A 13,894-nucleotide genomic window follows, 5' to 3' on the forward strand; every position below is an offset into this window, starting at 1 on the left:
ATGAGTCTGGAAGCGGCCGTGAGGAAGGAGGGATCTTCGTGTACGCGACCATTGGGGACCGGCTCCTCGTCCACGGGAACGCTGTGGGAGAGAGGGACAGGCCGGGCTTGATCATCGAGGTGCGAGGGCCGGACGGATGCCCGCCGTACGTCGTGCGTTTCGACGACGGACACACCGGGTTGGTGTTTCCCGGGCCGGATGCGGTTGTCGTCCCAGTTCAGCGGGGATCATAAGATCCGTCAGGTGAGATCTCAGACGTTCGAGGTGAGGACCGGGAACAAGGAACGGGTGCACGACATCACCCGGCAGTGCGAGGAGTTCGCGCGCTCGTGCGGGGGAGACGGTCTGCTGAACGTCTTCGTCCCGCACGCGACGGCGGGGGTGGCGGTGCTGGAGCTCGGCTCCGGCAGCGACGACGATCTGCTGAACCTGCTGGACGATCTGCTTCCGGCCGACGACCGATGGCGCCACGCCCACGGCTCGCGCGGTCATGGCAGGTCACACGTGATGCCGGCGCTCATCCCGCCGTACGCGACCGTCCCGGTCCTGGGCGGGCGGCTGGAGCTGGGAACATGGCAGTCGATCGCCATCGTCGACCTCAACGTCGACAACCCGGAACGGCGTGTACGTTTGTCGTTTTTGTCGGACTAGCAGATAACGGTGCGGGTCACCGGTCGTGGCGACCGTTGACGACGATGGGTCACAGCGTGTGGACTGTGCCGAAGCGGCCTCACAGGGGCCGGGTAAACCGCGTAACGCGGGGCCATTCAAGCAGGAGGGATAAACGTGAGCGCGACCGCGGGTCAGGCGCAGGGCGAGCGCGGCCTGGCCGAGCGACTCGGTCTGAAGCCGGGTCAGGTGGTGCAGGAGATCGGCTGGGACGAGGACTCCGATGAGGAGCTTCGCCAGTCGATCGAGGAGCTGACCGGCAACGAACTGGTCGACGAAGACTCCGAAGAGGTCATCGACGTCGTGCTGCTGTGGTGGCGCGACGGGGACGGCGACCTGTTCGACGCTTTGAGTGATGCGATGGCCGGGCTGGCCGACGGCGGCCAGATCTGGCTGCTGACCCCGAAGGTCGGACGAGACGGTCACGTCGAGCCGAGCGACATCGGGGAGGACGCCGCCACGGCGGGTCTTTCGCAGACCAGCAGCGTGAGCGCGGCCCGCGACTGGTCGGGCACGCGACTGGTCACTCCCAAGGGCCGCCGATAGCCCACCGGCCGTCGCCAGGGTCTCCGGCCGTCTCCATGACGTCCGGGACGTCGTCGTAGTGGCCGGGTGCCGGGCTCCGATCACCGGGGGGTGTCCGGAGCGGCCGGCCGTTCCCACGCGACCGGTCCCGTCGGGTCCGTCACGACGCCGCCGCAGCTCAGCGACTCCGCTTTCCCCTGCCGTACGGCGCACACCGGCCGTACGGCAGGCCCGATGCGCTCGCCGTGCTCGACGCGCGTTCATCTTCTATGCACCTCCTAGGCGTTTTCGGTGGGGAAAGGACCGGCATGGCGGTCGACGTGGGAGACAAGGCGCCGGACTTCGAGCTGAAGGACCAGCACGGCACCCCGGTACGGCTGGGCGACCTTCGCGGTCACCGGGTGCTGCTCGTGTTCTACCCGCTGGCCTTCAGCGGCATCTGCCACGGCGAGCTGTGCGCGATCCGCGACGAACTCGTGACCTCCGTGCCCGATGATGTACGGGTGCTGACCGTGTCGGTCGACTCCCTGTTCAGCCAGCGGGCGTGGGCCGACAAGGAGGGCTTCACCTTCCCGATGCTGTCGGACTTCTGGCCGCACGGCGAGGTTGCGCAGGCGTACGGTGTCTTCGATGAGCAGGGGGGGCGCGCCCTTCGCGGCACCTTCCTCATCGACGGCGAGGGCGTGGTCCGGTGGAAGGAAGTCAACCCGGTGCCCTCGGCGCGCGACATCTCCGGGTACCGCAAGGTGCTCGACGAATTCTCATGAACCGCGCCGGGCGGCGGCCCGGCGAAGACGGAGGCGGTGGCGACGATGCCCTGCTATCGGTGCGGCGTCCGGCAGACGGACCCGGTCCGGGGCGCGAGCCCTTGGCGCCGCGGCGTGCGGCGTGAACGGCAGGTGCTCATCTGCCCGTCCTGCCAGCGCGAGCACGACCTCGATCTCGACCTCGACCGCTGCGGGTCCTGCGGCTCCACCAAGCTGATCTGCAGGCTCGGCGAGGTCGAGTGCCGCTCCTGCGGCGCCGTACGGCTCGCCGACGGCGAGGACGCCGATCCGGACGACCGCCCGTCCCTGGTGCGCGCCGGCGCCCCCGGCCTGTCCGAAGAGGTGGAAGCAGCCCTCAACCGAGTCCTCGGCCGCCGCCCCTCCCCCTGACCCCGCCGGCGCACGCGCTACGGACACACCAGTCGCAGCACGTACGGATCGGCTGCAGTACAGAGGAATCGGTCACGGTACGGACGGATCAGCCACGGTACGGGCGGACCAGTCACGGCATAGGCAAACCCGTCGCCGTACGGGTGGACCGGCCATGATACGGGCGGACCGGTTTGCCTTACGGGTGGACCGGTGACGGTACGGGCGGACCAACCGCCGCACCACCTCCCGTGGTTTTGACTCATGCACCCATTTGGGCAAAACTGCGCGTGAATGCGCATTTCTCTGGGCCGTCCGGCGGCCCGCCCGGCCGCGGAAGTGGGGAAGAACCCGGTGCTCGAGTCCAGCCACCAGCCCGTCCACCGGAGCGTCGGCGTGGGAGCGGCGGCATGAGTCCCAAGGCCTACGTCGTCGCCCTCGATGTCGGCGGCACCTCCATGAAAGGCGGGCTCGTCACCTCCGGCGGCGAGGTACTGCTCACCGACCGCCGCCCCACCCCCCGCGACGAAGGCCCCCTGCGCGTCATCGAGGCCATCCGCGCCTTCATCGACCATCTCGCCGAATCGGGCCGAGCCCTCCTCACCTCCACCGATCCCTCCCACCCGCACCCCGCCGGAACGCCGTCCCCCTATGGCGCGCCGTCCATCCATGGTGCGCCGTCCGGGATCGGGCTCGCCGTGCCCGGGCTGGTCAACACCGACACCGCCCTCTACTCGGCCAACATCGGCTGGAGAGACGTGCCGGCCACCGACTTCACCTCACTCGACGTCCCCATCCGGCTCGGACACGACGTCCGCACCGCAGGTCTGGCGGAGCGAATCCTGGGCGCCGGCCGATCGGAGCCGGACTTCCTGTTCCTTCCGATCGGCACTGGTATCGCCGGCGCGTCCATCGTGCACGGCGAGCCGTACGGCGGGTCCGGAGGGTGGGGAGGCGAGATCGGCCACATCCCCGTATTCCCCGACGGCGAGCGCTGCGCCTGCGGCCAGATCGGCTGCCTGGAGACCTACGCCTCCGCCGCCTCGGTGGCCCGCCGCTACTCCGAACGCCTCAGCCGCGCGGCCTCCGTGCGTCCTTCGACGCCGCCGCCCACCGGAGCCGGTCCGGCCGCCGAGGACGTCGTGGCGCTTGCCATGCGTGGCGACCCCCACGCCTCCGCCGTCTGGGACGAGGCCCTGGAGGCGCTTTCCATCGCCCTGGCCTCCTACACCCTGCTCCTGGACCCCTCCTCGATCGTCATCGGCGGGGGACTGGCCGAGGCGGGCGCGGCGCTCTTCGACCCGCTGGGCGAGCGCCTGCAGTCCAGGCTGGCCTTCCGCCCCGCTCCTCCGCTGCGCCACGCGGCACTGGGCGTCAACACCGGGATGCTCGGCGCCGCCCTCCTCGGCTGGCAGGCGGCCGGCGTCCCCGACGCAGGATCCACCTGGGCGCTCAATGTGCTCAGGTCCCCTTCCGTACCGTAAGGTGTAGCCCACCCGCCCTTCACGACCAAGGGCACCCGGGCGCTTAGCTCAGCGGTAGAGCACTCGCCTTACAAGCGAGGGGTCACTGGTTCGAACCCAGTAGCGCCCACCAGCCAAAACACCCCGTCTCTGATTCAGGAAACGGGGCGTGGGTGACTAACTGGGTGACTAAGGATTTCGGGCATCGGGAAGATGCCGACCCTGGCCGCCGTGTCCTCCTGGATGACCGGGCTGGACTGGTGTGCCCAGACACTCTCGATGACGGCGTTGGCGCAGTGCGGTCAGCAGAAGGTCTCCGGCCGGGTTCCGGGACGGGTCCGTCGACGCGGATGAGCGTGTCAGGTGGGCTCCGGGTGCTGTCGCCGGACATGCCATTCACATGATCGGGGTCAGTCAGGCCCGCGTCGTGGTCAGCGTGCCATTAGCGTGCCATTAGCCATGCGGTGAGACGGTCGGGTGCCCTACCCGAGTTGTGCTCGCCCGCAGCTCATGGCCGTGCCGCGGGACGCGGGCTCCTCACCAGGCGAGGATGGCTGCCTTCCATCGAAGGGCTACTTGCGACAACGCCCCGTTCCTGATCTCAGGAACGGGGCGTGGAAGACAGGCTGAGAGGCTACGGGTTTTCGGGCATCGGGAAGATCCCGTCCATCGCCCGTGCGCCCTCCTGGATGACGGGGCTGATCTGGTGGCGGTAGACGGTCTCGGTGACGACGGTGTTGGAGTGTCCGACCAGCCGGGAGATGTCCTCGATGGGGATGTCATGGTCCGACAGCAGGGACACGAAGCTGTGCCGTAGCTCTCTGGGTGCCCAGTCCTTCCCGTTGAGTCCGGCATCGTCGAGCACCTTCCGGAAGTCGCGCCGCATGTTGTGGGCAGAGACGGGGGAGCCGCTGCTGGTCGAGAAGATCAGTTCGCGGGTGCCGTCTTGGGCTTGGTGCAGGGTCTTCAGTGCCTCCACGCAGCGTTTGGGCAAGGCGAGGCTGCGGCGGGATCTTGGTGTCTTGGTGTCGCCCTTCTTGCGTACCGAGCGCCAGACGTAGATGGCGAAGTCGGTGTGGTCCCAGCCGGCCTCGCCGACCGGCAGCCACGCCTGGGCCTGCTGGTCGTAGGTGACGACGTGACTCCAGGCGATCGCCCGTACTTCTTCGGTGCGCGCTCCGGACAGCAGGGAGACCACGATGTAGGCACGGATGCGTGGCGGCGCGGCGTCGGCCGCTTTCAGGACGGCTTCGGCCTGGGTGAGGATCAGGGCCTTGGAGGGCCGGCCTGCTCGTCCTTCGGGTATCTCGCACAGTTCCACGACGTTGCGCTTGACCTTGTCGCGGCGCATGGCGTTGTTCACCGAGCGATTGAGGATGTTGTGGATCAGCTTGAGCGATCGGGTGGAAAGTTCGCCGGCCTTGCCCTGCAACCATCGGTCGACGTCTTCCACGGACAGCTCGCGGAGCTTGCGGGCGCCCAGGTGAGGGATCACATGGTTGCGGGCGTAGATCTGGTACATCTTGATCGTCGATGTGTCTCGTCCGTGGAGGCCGTTCTCCAGCCAGTAAGTCACCGCGTCTTTCACGGTGTAGTTCGGTGGAAGGGTGGGCTGGCCGTCCTCATGGTCCCTGATGATCTCCTTCAGCTTGTTCTTGGCTTCGGTCTTGGTCTTGCCGGTGGCCTTCTTCACGATGCGTTTCCCGGCGGCGGTGTAGCCGAGGGTCATGGTCGCGATCCAGCGTTGCCGTGCCTCGTCCCAGCGCAGGCCGCCGTCTCCTCGGCTGCGTCGCGTGGTCATGAGTTCTGCGCCTCTTCTTCCAGGAGCGCGATGTAGTCGGTGATGGCCGAGGAGGGGATGAGCCGGGTGCGGCCCTGGGTGACTGAGCGGAGGCGCCCGGCCCTGATCAGTTCGTAGATCACGCTGCGGCTCAGGCTGAGCATCCGCATGGCATCGGAGACGCGATACAGCCGCGGGGTGTCCAGTGTCAGACCACTCGTCGGGCGATGGCTGCGTGGCGGGGGTGGAAGGGGGGTTGTGATTGTGGCGGTGCGATGGATGCGGTGGTCGGTCAAGCTGGCTGCCTCCGGCGTGCTGAGGTGGATGAATTGTCGATAAATATACTCATATATATGTCGCATGTTGAGTGGCATGCCCGTTTTGCGTGGTGATGCTGGTGGGCTGGGCCAGGGCGGCGTGGATCCGTGTCGCCTTGGGATGGCCGATCCGCAGGTCGCGTTTGATACGGCGGATGGAAGGGATCTCGCCGTCGCTGAGCTCGTCGGTGTAGAGCGTGATCGCCGCGCGGACGTCCGGATCGAGGATCGGTGGCGGGGCGGCTGGAGCGGCGTCGTCGGGTGGGTGTGTAGGAGCAGGTTGTTCCGTTGTTCGGGAGGCGGGCACATGGTCGGTCGTCCGCTGCGTGGAGGTGGGGCGGCCGTCACGTAGGAGGCGGATCAGTAGCTCGAAAGAGCCGACCGCGACCAGGGCCGGCCAGCCGGCGACGATGGCACCGACGATGCCATGTCCGAGACCGTTGGCGACGTTGGCGCCGACGGTGGCGCACACGCCGATGACCAGCAGGCCCCAGGCGTGCCAGGGGGCGCGGCGTCTCTTGCGGGTGTAGTGCAGGATCACCAGTGAGCAGGTGGCCACCAGCCCGTCGATGGTGAGCGGCAGGGCCTGAGCGGTGGCGCCGATCTCCCCGTAACGGGTGACGAGCCGGTAGGCGTGTCCGTAGCTGATCACAGCCGCGATACCGGTTACCACGAGAACCGAGAACGCCGCTCCCCACCGGATCAGGCGGTCTCCGGTGCTCTCGGTGGCGATGCCGCGGCGTGGGAGCACCGGTTCTGCGATGGGGACGGCTTCTGTGGGCTGTGCGGGGTCGTTGGTCAAGCAGGCGCTCCATGGGTTCGGGACAGGGGGAGAAGCTCCCGGCGGGCCGAAAGCGGTTGACGGCGTGTTCGGGATCGGGACGGGGAATGGTTCCGAGGGCCTCTGGGCCGGAGGACGGCCCGGAGGCGGGTTACGGGGAGAGCCGAGCGGCAGAGGACGACCCGGGGTGTGGTGCTGCCGCCCTTTGCCGGCAAGCCGTGCGGAGTTATGCGACTTTCGCCTGCAGGTCATCGGTGTCGGCCTCGTCGGACCGGACCTCGGCCATCGCGATGTGCGAATCCGTGGCAGCGTCCAGTTCGGCAGCGGTGTCCGGCGCCGACGACCGGTCCGAGGAGCGGGCGTTGACGTCGGCTGCACCGGGTGCCGGTTCGGACATGTCGAGAGACGGGTCGTCGTGCTCGTCGTGGGATTCCGGTGCGGTGGACACCACCTCGGATCTGGTTTCCTCGGTGGTGGTCTCGTCGGAGAGATCTTCGGCGGGGTTGTCGCCGCGGTAGGGCACGCCGTCGGCGACGGCCTTCTCGATCGGGCTGGGCTCGTAGCCGTGTGAGGCGCCGATCTCGGTGATGAATCGCAGCCAGGCACCGGCGTCGGTTCGGGTGCAGGGGGAGTACTTCTCCTCGCGCCAGGTGTTGCGCCGTTCGCCGTCTCCGGCGATCTCACGCTCGTAGGCGGTCGCGATCGGGGCCAGGGCGATCATCCACAGGCCCTGCTGGCTGCTCTTGGCGACGTTCAGGGAAGTAGGGCTGCCGAAGGTCTCGAATAGCTGCGTATGGCGGGCTCCGGCCAGGCCGCGGCACAACGGTTCCGGCATGGTGATCAGCTGCTCGGTCACGAAGCGGGCGATGGTGGCCGCGACGTTCTTGGGTGGGGTCTTGTGTGACAGGAACTCGCGCAACCACTGCTGGCGCACTGTGGCGGCGGCGGCCCACGCCTTGTTTCCCTCGACCACGACTCTGCGCTCGACGGCCGGCTTCACCGCCTGCGCGGTTGGCGAGGGTTCCGCCGGGGGCGGCGGGCTGGTGGTGCCGGTCTCGACGAACACGTGGCCGTAGGCGACAGGGTCCAGGCAGTAGTGATTGGGGGAGGCTCCAGTCCATGGGGCAAGCCATGCGCCCCGGCCCGGACAGGTGGCGTGCGCGTCGGCGTCCATCTCCTGGTCGCCGTTCATGAGCCGGCGCAGCGGCATGGCGCCGTCGGGCAGGTCGGCTGTGATCGTGATCCCGGACTGCTCCAGCTCCGCGATCACCTTGGCGCGGCGGACCTTGGCCTCCCGTTCGTCCAGCAGGCGTTGCACGGTGTACTTGAGCGGGCCGTACCACCTGCGGTGGATGGCCTCCAGCGCTTCGGGGTCGTCCTCGAACGGCTTGAGCAGCGCGAGTTCCTCCAGCGTCCACTCGTAGTCCATCCCCGCGGCGAGCTGCTTGGCCGCGCCGCCCAGACCGCCGGCCCGTACGCCGGCCTTGACCTCGCGGGAGGAAAGGCCGGTCACCCTGCGGATCTGGGTCTGGGTCATCCCGGCCTGCGCCGCCGAGAACAGCGCTTGCGCCTCCTCGTGCACCGACAGGCTGGTGCGGAACCTGCTGGTGATGAGCATGTGCAGGTACTGCAGGCCCTCGTCGTCGGCGGTGTCGGTGGAGAAGAAGTACGGCACGGCCGGCAGGCCGACCTTCAGCGCGGCGTCCAGGCGGACGTTGCCGTCCACTACCCGGTACCCGCCGTCGGGCTCGACGGTGATCTCCAGCGGGGTGATGATCCCCGCTGCGGCGACCGACCGGCAGAACTCTTCGCTGGCCTGCCGATCCTGGCGAACGTTGCCCGGATGGGCCACCAGCAGTTCGACCGGGATCATCGGCCGTTCGGTATAGATGGTTTCCCCACCTCGCGGGCCCTCGCCCTCAGAGGTGGGTGCGGCCGGGATATCGACGTCGGCGACCGGGACATCCGCGATGTCGGGACTGACGGCCACTTCGTTCATGCGTCCTCCACAGACTCTTCGAGCCGGGCCGACCAGCCGATCGCGGCGGCTGGGGGACACGAGGTCCGGTCCCTGCCCGGCCCGCCATCAGGGCGACGCACGCGGCCGGGAACGCAACCCGGCGGTCCCGGCACGGCCAAGATGTTGTCCGACGAAGGAGGAGAAGATCTCTGACCGAGCCGGGACGAGCGCAGCGAGAGCCGGTTGCGGGCACGGCAAGGGCGTCGCAGCCTCACAAGCCGGGCAGGGGACCCGGGCTCACCGGCGCATGCTCTGGCTGGCGGGATCGGAAGTCACATCGCCGGGGAAGTCCGATGGCGGCGGGTTCCCCTGCTTCGCGCTGAGGTTCCGGTCATCGTGCGAGACGATCAGCGGCTGCCGATGAATCACGGCGAAGACGGGAGTCGAGGGACCGACGTAGGCGCCGGTGACGTTGTAGGCGATGTACTCCTCGGCCTCCTCCTGATCCATGCCCCAACTCATCAGGACCCGGACACACAGGGACAGGTCGTACAGGGCGACGACCCGATGAGAGTTGCCAAACCAGCCCTCCGCCATGCCGATCAGCGCGTCCTCCAGCCCGTCGGCCAGCAGCGCCTCACCGTCGCTGCGCTCGACCAACTCCTCTCGGATGGCCTCGAAGGGCAGGTCAGTCATGCGCCCCTCCTCCTTTGCGCCGTTGCCGAGATCGATGCACCGGACGACCGGCGCACCCTTCTGGAGCCAGTGCCAACGGCAACCCGCTACTGATGTCGAAGGGCTGCCCGGTCATCACCGCGGCTTGGAGCTGGTTCCGCAGCTCTCGCGCCGCCGCGAGGGAGTGAAACAGGCGGACCCGCCGATGGCCGGCCACGGACCAGCACACCCGGTGCACTGGTCCGCGCCGACCCTCATGACGGCTGATCCAGCCGCAGATCCAGATCTTGTACGTGACCCCCTGCTGGCGGCCACGAGAGTGAAACGTCGAACGGTCGATGGGGGATGCATTCATGCTGATAACAGATCTCTCGTCCGGAGGGGCTTCGCCCCAGACCGAAGCCATGCGCCGACTGCTCCATCAGGACATCCTTGACAGGGCACCGGACCACCGTCTGCCCGACGTATGACTCCGCACGTATACCGACATCGCTTACCTGCTTGCACTTTATACTCACGTATATCTCATGGTCAACGGTAGGTCGTTGACCATGGCGAGCGAATCGGTCTCATGCGCATGACGATCAGCCTCAGCGTTAATATCGACGACGGACCAGGCGAGATGCGAAGCGTGTGACGAGGAGGTTCGTCCTAGCGCTGGTGATCTAGGCGCCGCAATGGGGCCCGTCTGCACGGCGGGTGGAACCGCAGCCAGCGGCGAGCCAGAACGGCCACATGAAGGGGCCGCAATGAGGCCCGGCCACTGAGGCGGGGTGAAATCGCGGGGCAAGATGCTCATCGAGTCCAAGGGCGAGATGCCGCAATGAGGCCTGGCGTCTGAGGCCGGGTGAAACCCAGGCCAGCACGGGGTCCATGAGGGCGTACATCTGGCCGCAATGAGGCCGGCTACTGAGGCCGGGTGCAACTGGAACCAGAGCAGCTTGGGGCCGAGGGTGTTGACGATGCCGCAATGAGGCCCGGCCACTGAGGTCGGGTGAAACGCGACGCCTTTGAGGCGGCCCTGGGGGACGACCCGAAGCCGCAATGAGGCCCGGCTACTGAGGCCGGGTGAAACGATCGAGATGAGGTCGATGGTTCGTCCGTCCTCGAGGCCGCAATGAGGCCCGGCCACTGAGGCGGGGTGAAACTCGACGCCCTGGTGCTGCTCGTTCATCGCCGCGATGCCGCAATGAGGCCCGGCCACTGAGGCCGGGTGAAACTGGACCTTCGGCAGGTTCGCCTGGGCATAGGCGACACCGCAATGGGGCCTGGCCACTGAGGCCGGGTGAAACCATGGCAGCGCCGATCTCGTGCGGCTCCAGCATCCGGCCGCAATGAGGCCTGGCCACTGAGGCCTGGTGCCCGCGACGGCGAGCTCATCGACGAGCGCGTGGCCAAGCCGCAATGAGGCCCGGCCGCTGAGGCCGGGTGAAACGAGGTCGTTATGCTGCCGAACCGCGTAAGGTGTGTCACCGCAATGGGGCCGGCCAGTGGGGCCGGGGTGAAACATCCGACCGATAGTGTCGGTGCCGTCCCAGTCGAAGCCGCAATGAGGCCCAACTGGTATAGCCGGGTGAGACGTCGGTGGTGCCGCGGAAGACGCGGTAGCCCTTCAGGCCGCAATGAGGCCCGGCCGCTGGGGCCGGGTGAGAGAGGCGCTCCAGATCGTATTAATGGACCAGGGCACGCCGCCGCAATGAGGCCCAGCCTCAGCGGCCGGGTGAGAGGAGGCCGTCGAGGGCCGCGTTCTTGTCGAGGTCGTTGCCGCAATGAGGCCCGGCCTCAGCGGCCGGGTGAAAGCCGACAGCTACGGCGTCAGCCGCAACACCGCAGCGCCGCAATGAGGCCCGGCCTCAGCGGCCGGGTGAGAGTGGTCGGGGGCGAGTGCGCAGGAGGCCGCAATGAGGCCCGGCCTCAGCGGCCAGGTACAAGCTTCAGCCAATGACGCGCAGCGTGAGCGCCGAGCTGGCCGCAATGAGGCCCGGCCATGGAGGCCGGGTGAAACACGCCCATTGGATCGGTATGTTGGAGACGCCCACACCTCCGTAATGAGGCCCGGCCTCACCGGCCGGGTGAGAGGGCCAATGATCCTTCGCCGCCCTGGCCGTCGTCCCAGCCGCAATGAGGCCCGCCTCAGTGGCCGGGTGAGAGGCATCAGCGCGTCCACTGCCGTCTCCGGCAGGTGGCCGCAATGAGGCCAGGCCTCAGCGGCCGGGTGAGAGCGTCGGACCATGACTTCCAGGCGGCGCCGTCGTAGCCGCAATGAGGCCCAGCCGTTGAGGCCGGGTGAAGGTCGCTGGTCCGTTACGGCTGGTTCCAGGCGATCAACCCGCAATGAGGCCCAGCCGTTGAGGCGGGGTGAAGGCGGCCTGATCGACGACACCAACTGAAGGATCCCGATCCAGCAATGAGGCCCAGCCTCAGCGGCCGGGTGAAAGGCTGCCACGAGGCAGGGCACGCTCGAGCCGGCGGATGGCCGTAATGAGGCCCGGCCTCAGCGGCCGGGTGAAAGCGCGCCCGGCATCAGCGACAGCGCCGGCGGCCAGGGGCCGCAATGAGGCCCGGCCAGTAGGGCCGGGTGAAAGACCAACGCCAACGGCCTGGAGCGTGTTTACTTCCGCCCGCAATGAGGCCCGGCCTCAGCGGCCGGGTGAGAGTCGACGGGCTCGTGCTCGACATCGCCCGCGCCGTGCCGCAATGGGGCCCGGCCGCCGAGGCCAGGTAAAACGGCGTCCCTGGTCGAGCCGGGGGTGATCACGTCGTCGCCGCAATGAGGCCCGGCCTCAGCGGTCAGGTGAGAGGACTCGGCTGAGGTCCACCAGCGAAACCAGCCGCCGTAGCCGCAATGAGGCCCGGTCGCTGAGGCCGGGTGAAACCCTGCCCGCGTGGCAGGCGATCAGTGGCGCGACCGAGCCGCAATAAGGCCCGGCCACTGAGGCCAGGTGAAACCGCGGCTCGTCCTCGAACTGCTCGTCGGTCACCGGGAGGCCGCAATGAGGCCCGGCCGCTGAGGCTGGGTGAAACCGGTGAACGTCCCGTCCTGGACCGGCAGGTCTGCGCCGCCGCAATGAGGCCCGGCCGCTGAGGCTGGGTGAAACCGGCCACTGAGGTCGGGTGAAACGGGTCAGCCGCACCGAGCCGATCGTCACGTCCTTCCCGCAATGAGGCCCGGCCACTGCGGCCGGGTGAAACGGTGAAGCCGCTGGTGTCGGACCGGGTGAGGCACCAGTCCCCGCAATGAGGCCCGGCCGCTGAGGCCGGGTGAAACCCGCGGGCCGCCAGTGCTGCGAAGCCTGGGAGCGGAAGCCGCAATGAGGCCCGGCCGCTGAGACCGGATGAAACCGGCGAGCTGGCGAGTCCAGGCCGGCCGGTAGTTGTCGCCGCAATGAGGCCCGGCTGGTAGAGCCGGGTGAAACGTCCGCCCGCCGTCGGTACCAACCAGTTCTGGTCGCCGCAACGAGGCCCGGCTGCTGAGGCCGGGTGAAACCGCCGGGCTGGCGTCGCGGGTGTGGGGTCGACGGTGCCGCGATGAGGCCCGGCCGGTACAGCTGGGTGGAACCAGATCGCGTGGCGAGGTGACCTCGGCATCTAGCTCGCCGCAATGAGGCCCGGTTGTTGAGGCCGGGTGAAAGCTCACCCAGATCGGCCAGGATCGCGCGGAGCTGCCGGCCACAATGAGGTTCGGCCACTGAGGCCGGATGGCCGGTAGCACCGGGTGAAACTAGACGGCGCTGTCACCGTTGATGACCTGGTCGGCGAAGCCGCAATGAGGCCCGGCCTCAGCGGCCGGGTGAGAGGTCGGCCCGTGGCTCTGTGGACCCCTCAGAGGGGGGCCGCAATGAGGCCCAGCCGCTGAGCGCCGGGTGGGACCGCCAACCGCCAGGCCAGCACGATCGGGATGAGCGCGCCGCAATGAGGCCCGGCCGGTAGGGCCGGGTGAAACTCCGGACCCCACGGTTGGGCGCCCGTGACGGGGCCGCCGCAATGAGGCCCAGCCAGTAAGGCTGGGTGACACCGACGAGGACGGTGGGGTCCACAGCGCGTTCCAGGAGCCGCAATGAGGCCCGGCCGTTGAGGCCGGGTGAAGGCCCACAGCGACAGGCACAACCCGAGCGCTGCCTGGCCGCAATGGGGCCCAGCCGTTGAGGCCGGGTGAAAGCGGCGGGTTCTACGGCGACATCGAGGAGCTGTAGGAGCCGCAATGAGGTCCGGCCTCAGCGGCCGAGTGAGAGCGTTACGTTTCGGTCCGCCGGACGCTGATGATGCTGCAGCCGCAATGAGGCCCAGCTGTTAGAGCCGGGTGAAACATGGACCCATCGAAGTCGTGGGCGAAGTCCATGACGCCGCAATGAGGCCGGCCGAAAGGCCGGGTAAACATCCGCGGTAACACGATCGTGTGTGGCGGGAACACGCCGCAATGAGGCCCGGCCGTGGAGGCCGGGCAAAACGTCGGCCGTAACCTGGGCCGTCGCCCAGATCCTGCGCCCGCAATGCGGTCCGGCCTCAGCGGCCGGGTGAAACGGGCTGCGAGTTCGTGGTGACCTACCCGAACGACTGGCCGCAATGAGGCCCGGCCTCAGCGGCCGGG

11 protein-coding genes, 1 tRNA gene and 1 CRISPR repeat array (1 of these 13 cut by a window edge) are annotated in these 13,894 nt (G+C 68.3%); of the genes, 7 read left to right on the forward strand and 5 right to left on the reverse strand.

Annotated elements, in window-relative coordinates; all coding sequences use genetic code 11:
• The first annotated feature begins 38 nt into the window (after positions 1-38).
• The 7 genes from ABZU32_RS06000 to ABZU32_RS06030 all read left to right on the forward strand — a co-directional run bounded on the left by ABZU32_RS06000 (position 39) and on the right by ABZU32_RS06030 (position 3,926).
• Positions 39-233: a DUF1918 domain-containing protein gene (locus ABZU32_RS06000; RefSeq protein WP_354848487.1), complete on the forward strand. Its 195-nt coding sequence runs from the start codon at positions 39-41 to the stop codon at positions 231-233.
• 10 nt (positions 234-243) lie between these two features.
• A complete protein-coding gene (locus ABZU32_RS06005; protein ID WP_354848490.1) occupies positions 244-651 on the forward strand; it encodes a secondary thiamine-phosphate synthase enzyme YjbQ in 408 nt (135 codons plus the stop codon).
• A gap of 135 nt (positions 652-786) precedes the next feature.
• The gene (locus tag ABZU32_RS06010; RefSeq protein ID WP_354848493.1) at positions 787-1,215 is read left to right on the forward strand and encodes a DUF3052 domain-containing protein; all 429 of its coding nucleotides are present in this window, start codon (positions 787-789) and stop codon (positions 1,213-1,215) included.
• A gap of 287 nt (positions 1,216-1,502) precedes the next feature.
• Positions 1,503-1,961: a peroxiredoxin gene (locus tag ABZU32_RS06015; protein WP_354848496.1), complete on the forward strand. Its 459-nt coding sequence runs from the start codon at positions 1,503-1,505 to the stop codon at positions 1,959-1,961.
• A 114-nt stretch (positions 1,962-2,075) separates the two neighbouring features.
• Positions 2,076-2,351 (forward strand): hypothetical protein, encoded by a 276-nt coding sequence (locus ABZU32_RS06020; protein ID WP_354848499.1) that lies wholly within the window; start codon positions 2,076-2,078, stop codon positions 2,349-2,351.
• Positions 2,352-2,740: 389 nt separating this feature from the next.
• The gene (locus ABZU32_RS06025) at positions 2,741-3,814 is read left to right on the forward strand and encodes an ROK family protein (protein WP_354917733.1); all 1,074 of its coding nucleotides are present in this window, start codon (positions 2,741-2,743) and stop codon (positions 3,812-3,814) included.
• A 37-nt stretch (positions 3,815-3,851) separates the two neighbouring features.
• A tRNA-Val gene (locus ABZU32_RS06030) sits at positions 3,852-3,926 on the forward strand.
• Positions 3,927-4,427: 501 nt separating this feature from the next.
• Here ABZU32_RS06030 and ABZU32_RS06035 read toward each other — a convergent pair.
• The 5 genes from ABZU32_RS06035 to ABZU32_RS06055 form a co-directional block, all read right to left on the reverse strand.
• Entirely contained in the window at positions 4,428-5,594 is a 1,167-nt protein-coding gene (locus ABZU32_RS06035; RefSeq protein WP_354917736.1) for a tyrosine-type recombinase/integrase, read from the reverse strand.
• A complete protein-coding gene (locus ABZU32_RS06040; protein WP_354917739.1) occupies positions 5,591-5,947 on the reverse strand; it encodes a helix-turn-helix domain-containing protein in 357 nt (118 codons plus the stop codon). Before ABZU32_RS06040 ends, ABZU32_RS06035 begins: the two co-directional genes overlap by 4 nt.
• The gene (locus ABZU32_RS06045; protein ID WP_354917742.1) at positions 5,919-6,692 is read right to left on the reverse strand and encodes a DUF2637 domain-containing protein; all 774 of its coding nucleotides are present in this window, start codon (positions 6,690-6,692) and stop codon (positions 5,919-5,921) included. The genes ABZU32_RS06040 and ABZU32_RS06045 overlap by 29 nt, the downstream gene beginning before the upstream one ends.
• Before the next feature lie 205 nt (positions 6,693-6,897).
• Positions 6,898-8,670 carry a ParB N-terminal domain-containing protein gene (locus ABZU32_RS06050; protein WP_354917745.1) on the reverse strand — a complete coding sequence of 591 codons (1,773 nt, stop codon included), beginning with the start codon at positions 8,668-8,670 and terminating at the stop codon, positions 6,898-6,900.
• Positions 8,671-8,928: 258 nt separating this feature from the next.
• The gene (locus tag ABZU32_RS06055) at positions 8,929-9,327 is read right to left on the reverse strand and encodes a hypothetical protein (RefSeq protein ID WP_354917748.1); all 399 of its coding nucleotides are present in this window, start codon (positions 9,325-9,327) and stop codon (positions 8,929-8,931) included.
• Positions 9,328-10,849: 1,522 nt separating this feature from the next.
• Positions 10,850-13,894: a CRISPR direct-repeat array (repeat unit 17 nt; unit sequence CCGCAATGAGGCCCGGC); it runs 430 nt beyond the window's last position.

The organism is Sphaerisporangium sp. NPDC005288 (genome assembly GCF_040607475.1).
GTDB classification, from domain to species: Bacteria; Actinomycetota; Actinomycetes; order Streptosporangiales; family Streptosporangiaceae; genus Sphaerisporangium; species Sphaerisporangium rhizosphaerae.

Excerpts from the sequence above, each read along its gene's own strand:
- ABZU32_RS06015 (WP_354848496.1), top strand. The coding sequence starts at position 1,503 with ATGGCGGTCGACGTGGGAGACAAGGCGCCGGACTTCGAGCTGAAGGAC.
- ABZU32_RS06025 (WP_354917733.1), top strand. The coding sequence starts at position 2,741 with ATGAGTCCCAAGGCCTACGTCGTCGCCCTCGATGTCGGCGGCACCTCC.
- ABZU32_RS06035 (WP_354917736.1), bottom strand. The coding sequence starts at position 5,594 with ATGACCACGCGACGCAGCCGAGGAGACGGCGGCCTGCGCTGGGACGAG.
- ABZU32_RS06040 (WP_354917739.1), bottom strand. The coding sequence starts at position 5,947 with ATGCCACTCAACATGCGACATATATATGAGTATATTTATCGACAATTC.
- ABZU32_RS06050 (WP_354917745.1), bottom strand. The coding sequence starts at position 8,670 with ATGAACGAAGTGGCCGTCAGTCCCGACATCGCGGATGTCCCGGTCGCC.
- ABZU32_RS06055 (WP_354917748.1), bottom strand. The coding sequence starts at position 9,327 with ATGACTGACCTGCCCTTCGAGGCCATCCGAGAGGAGTTGGTCGAGCGC.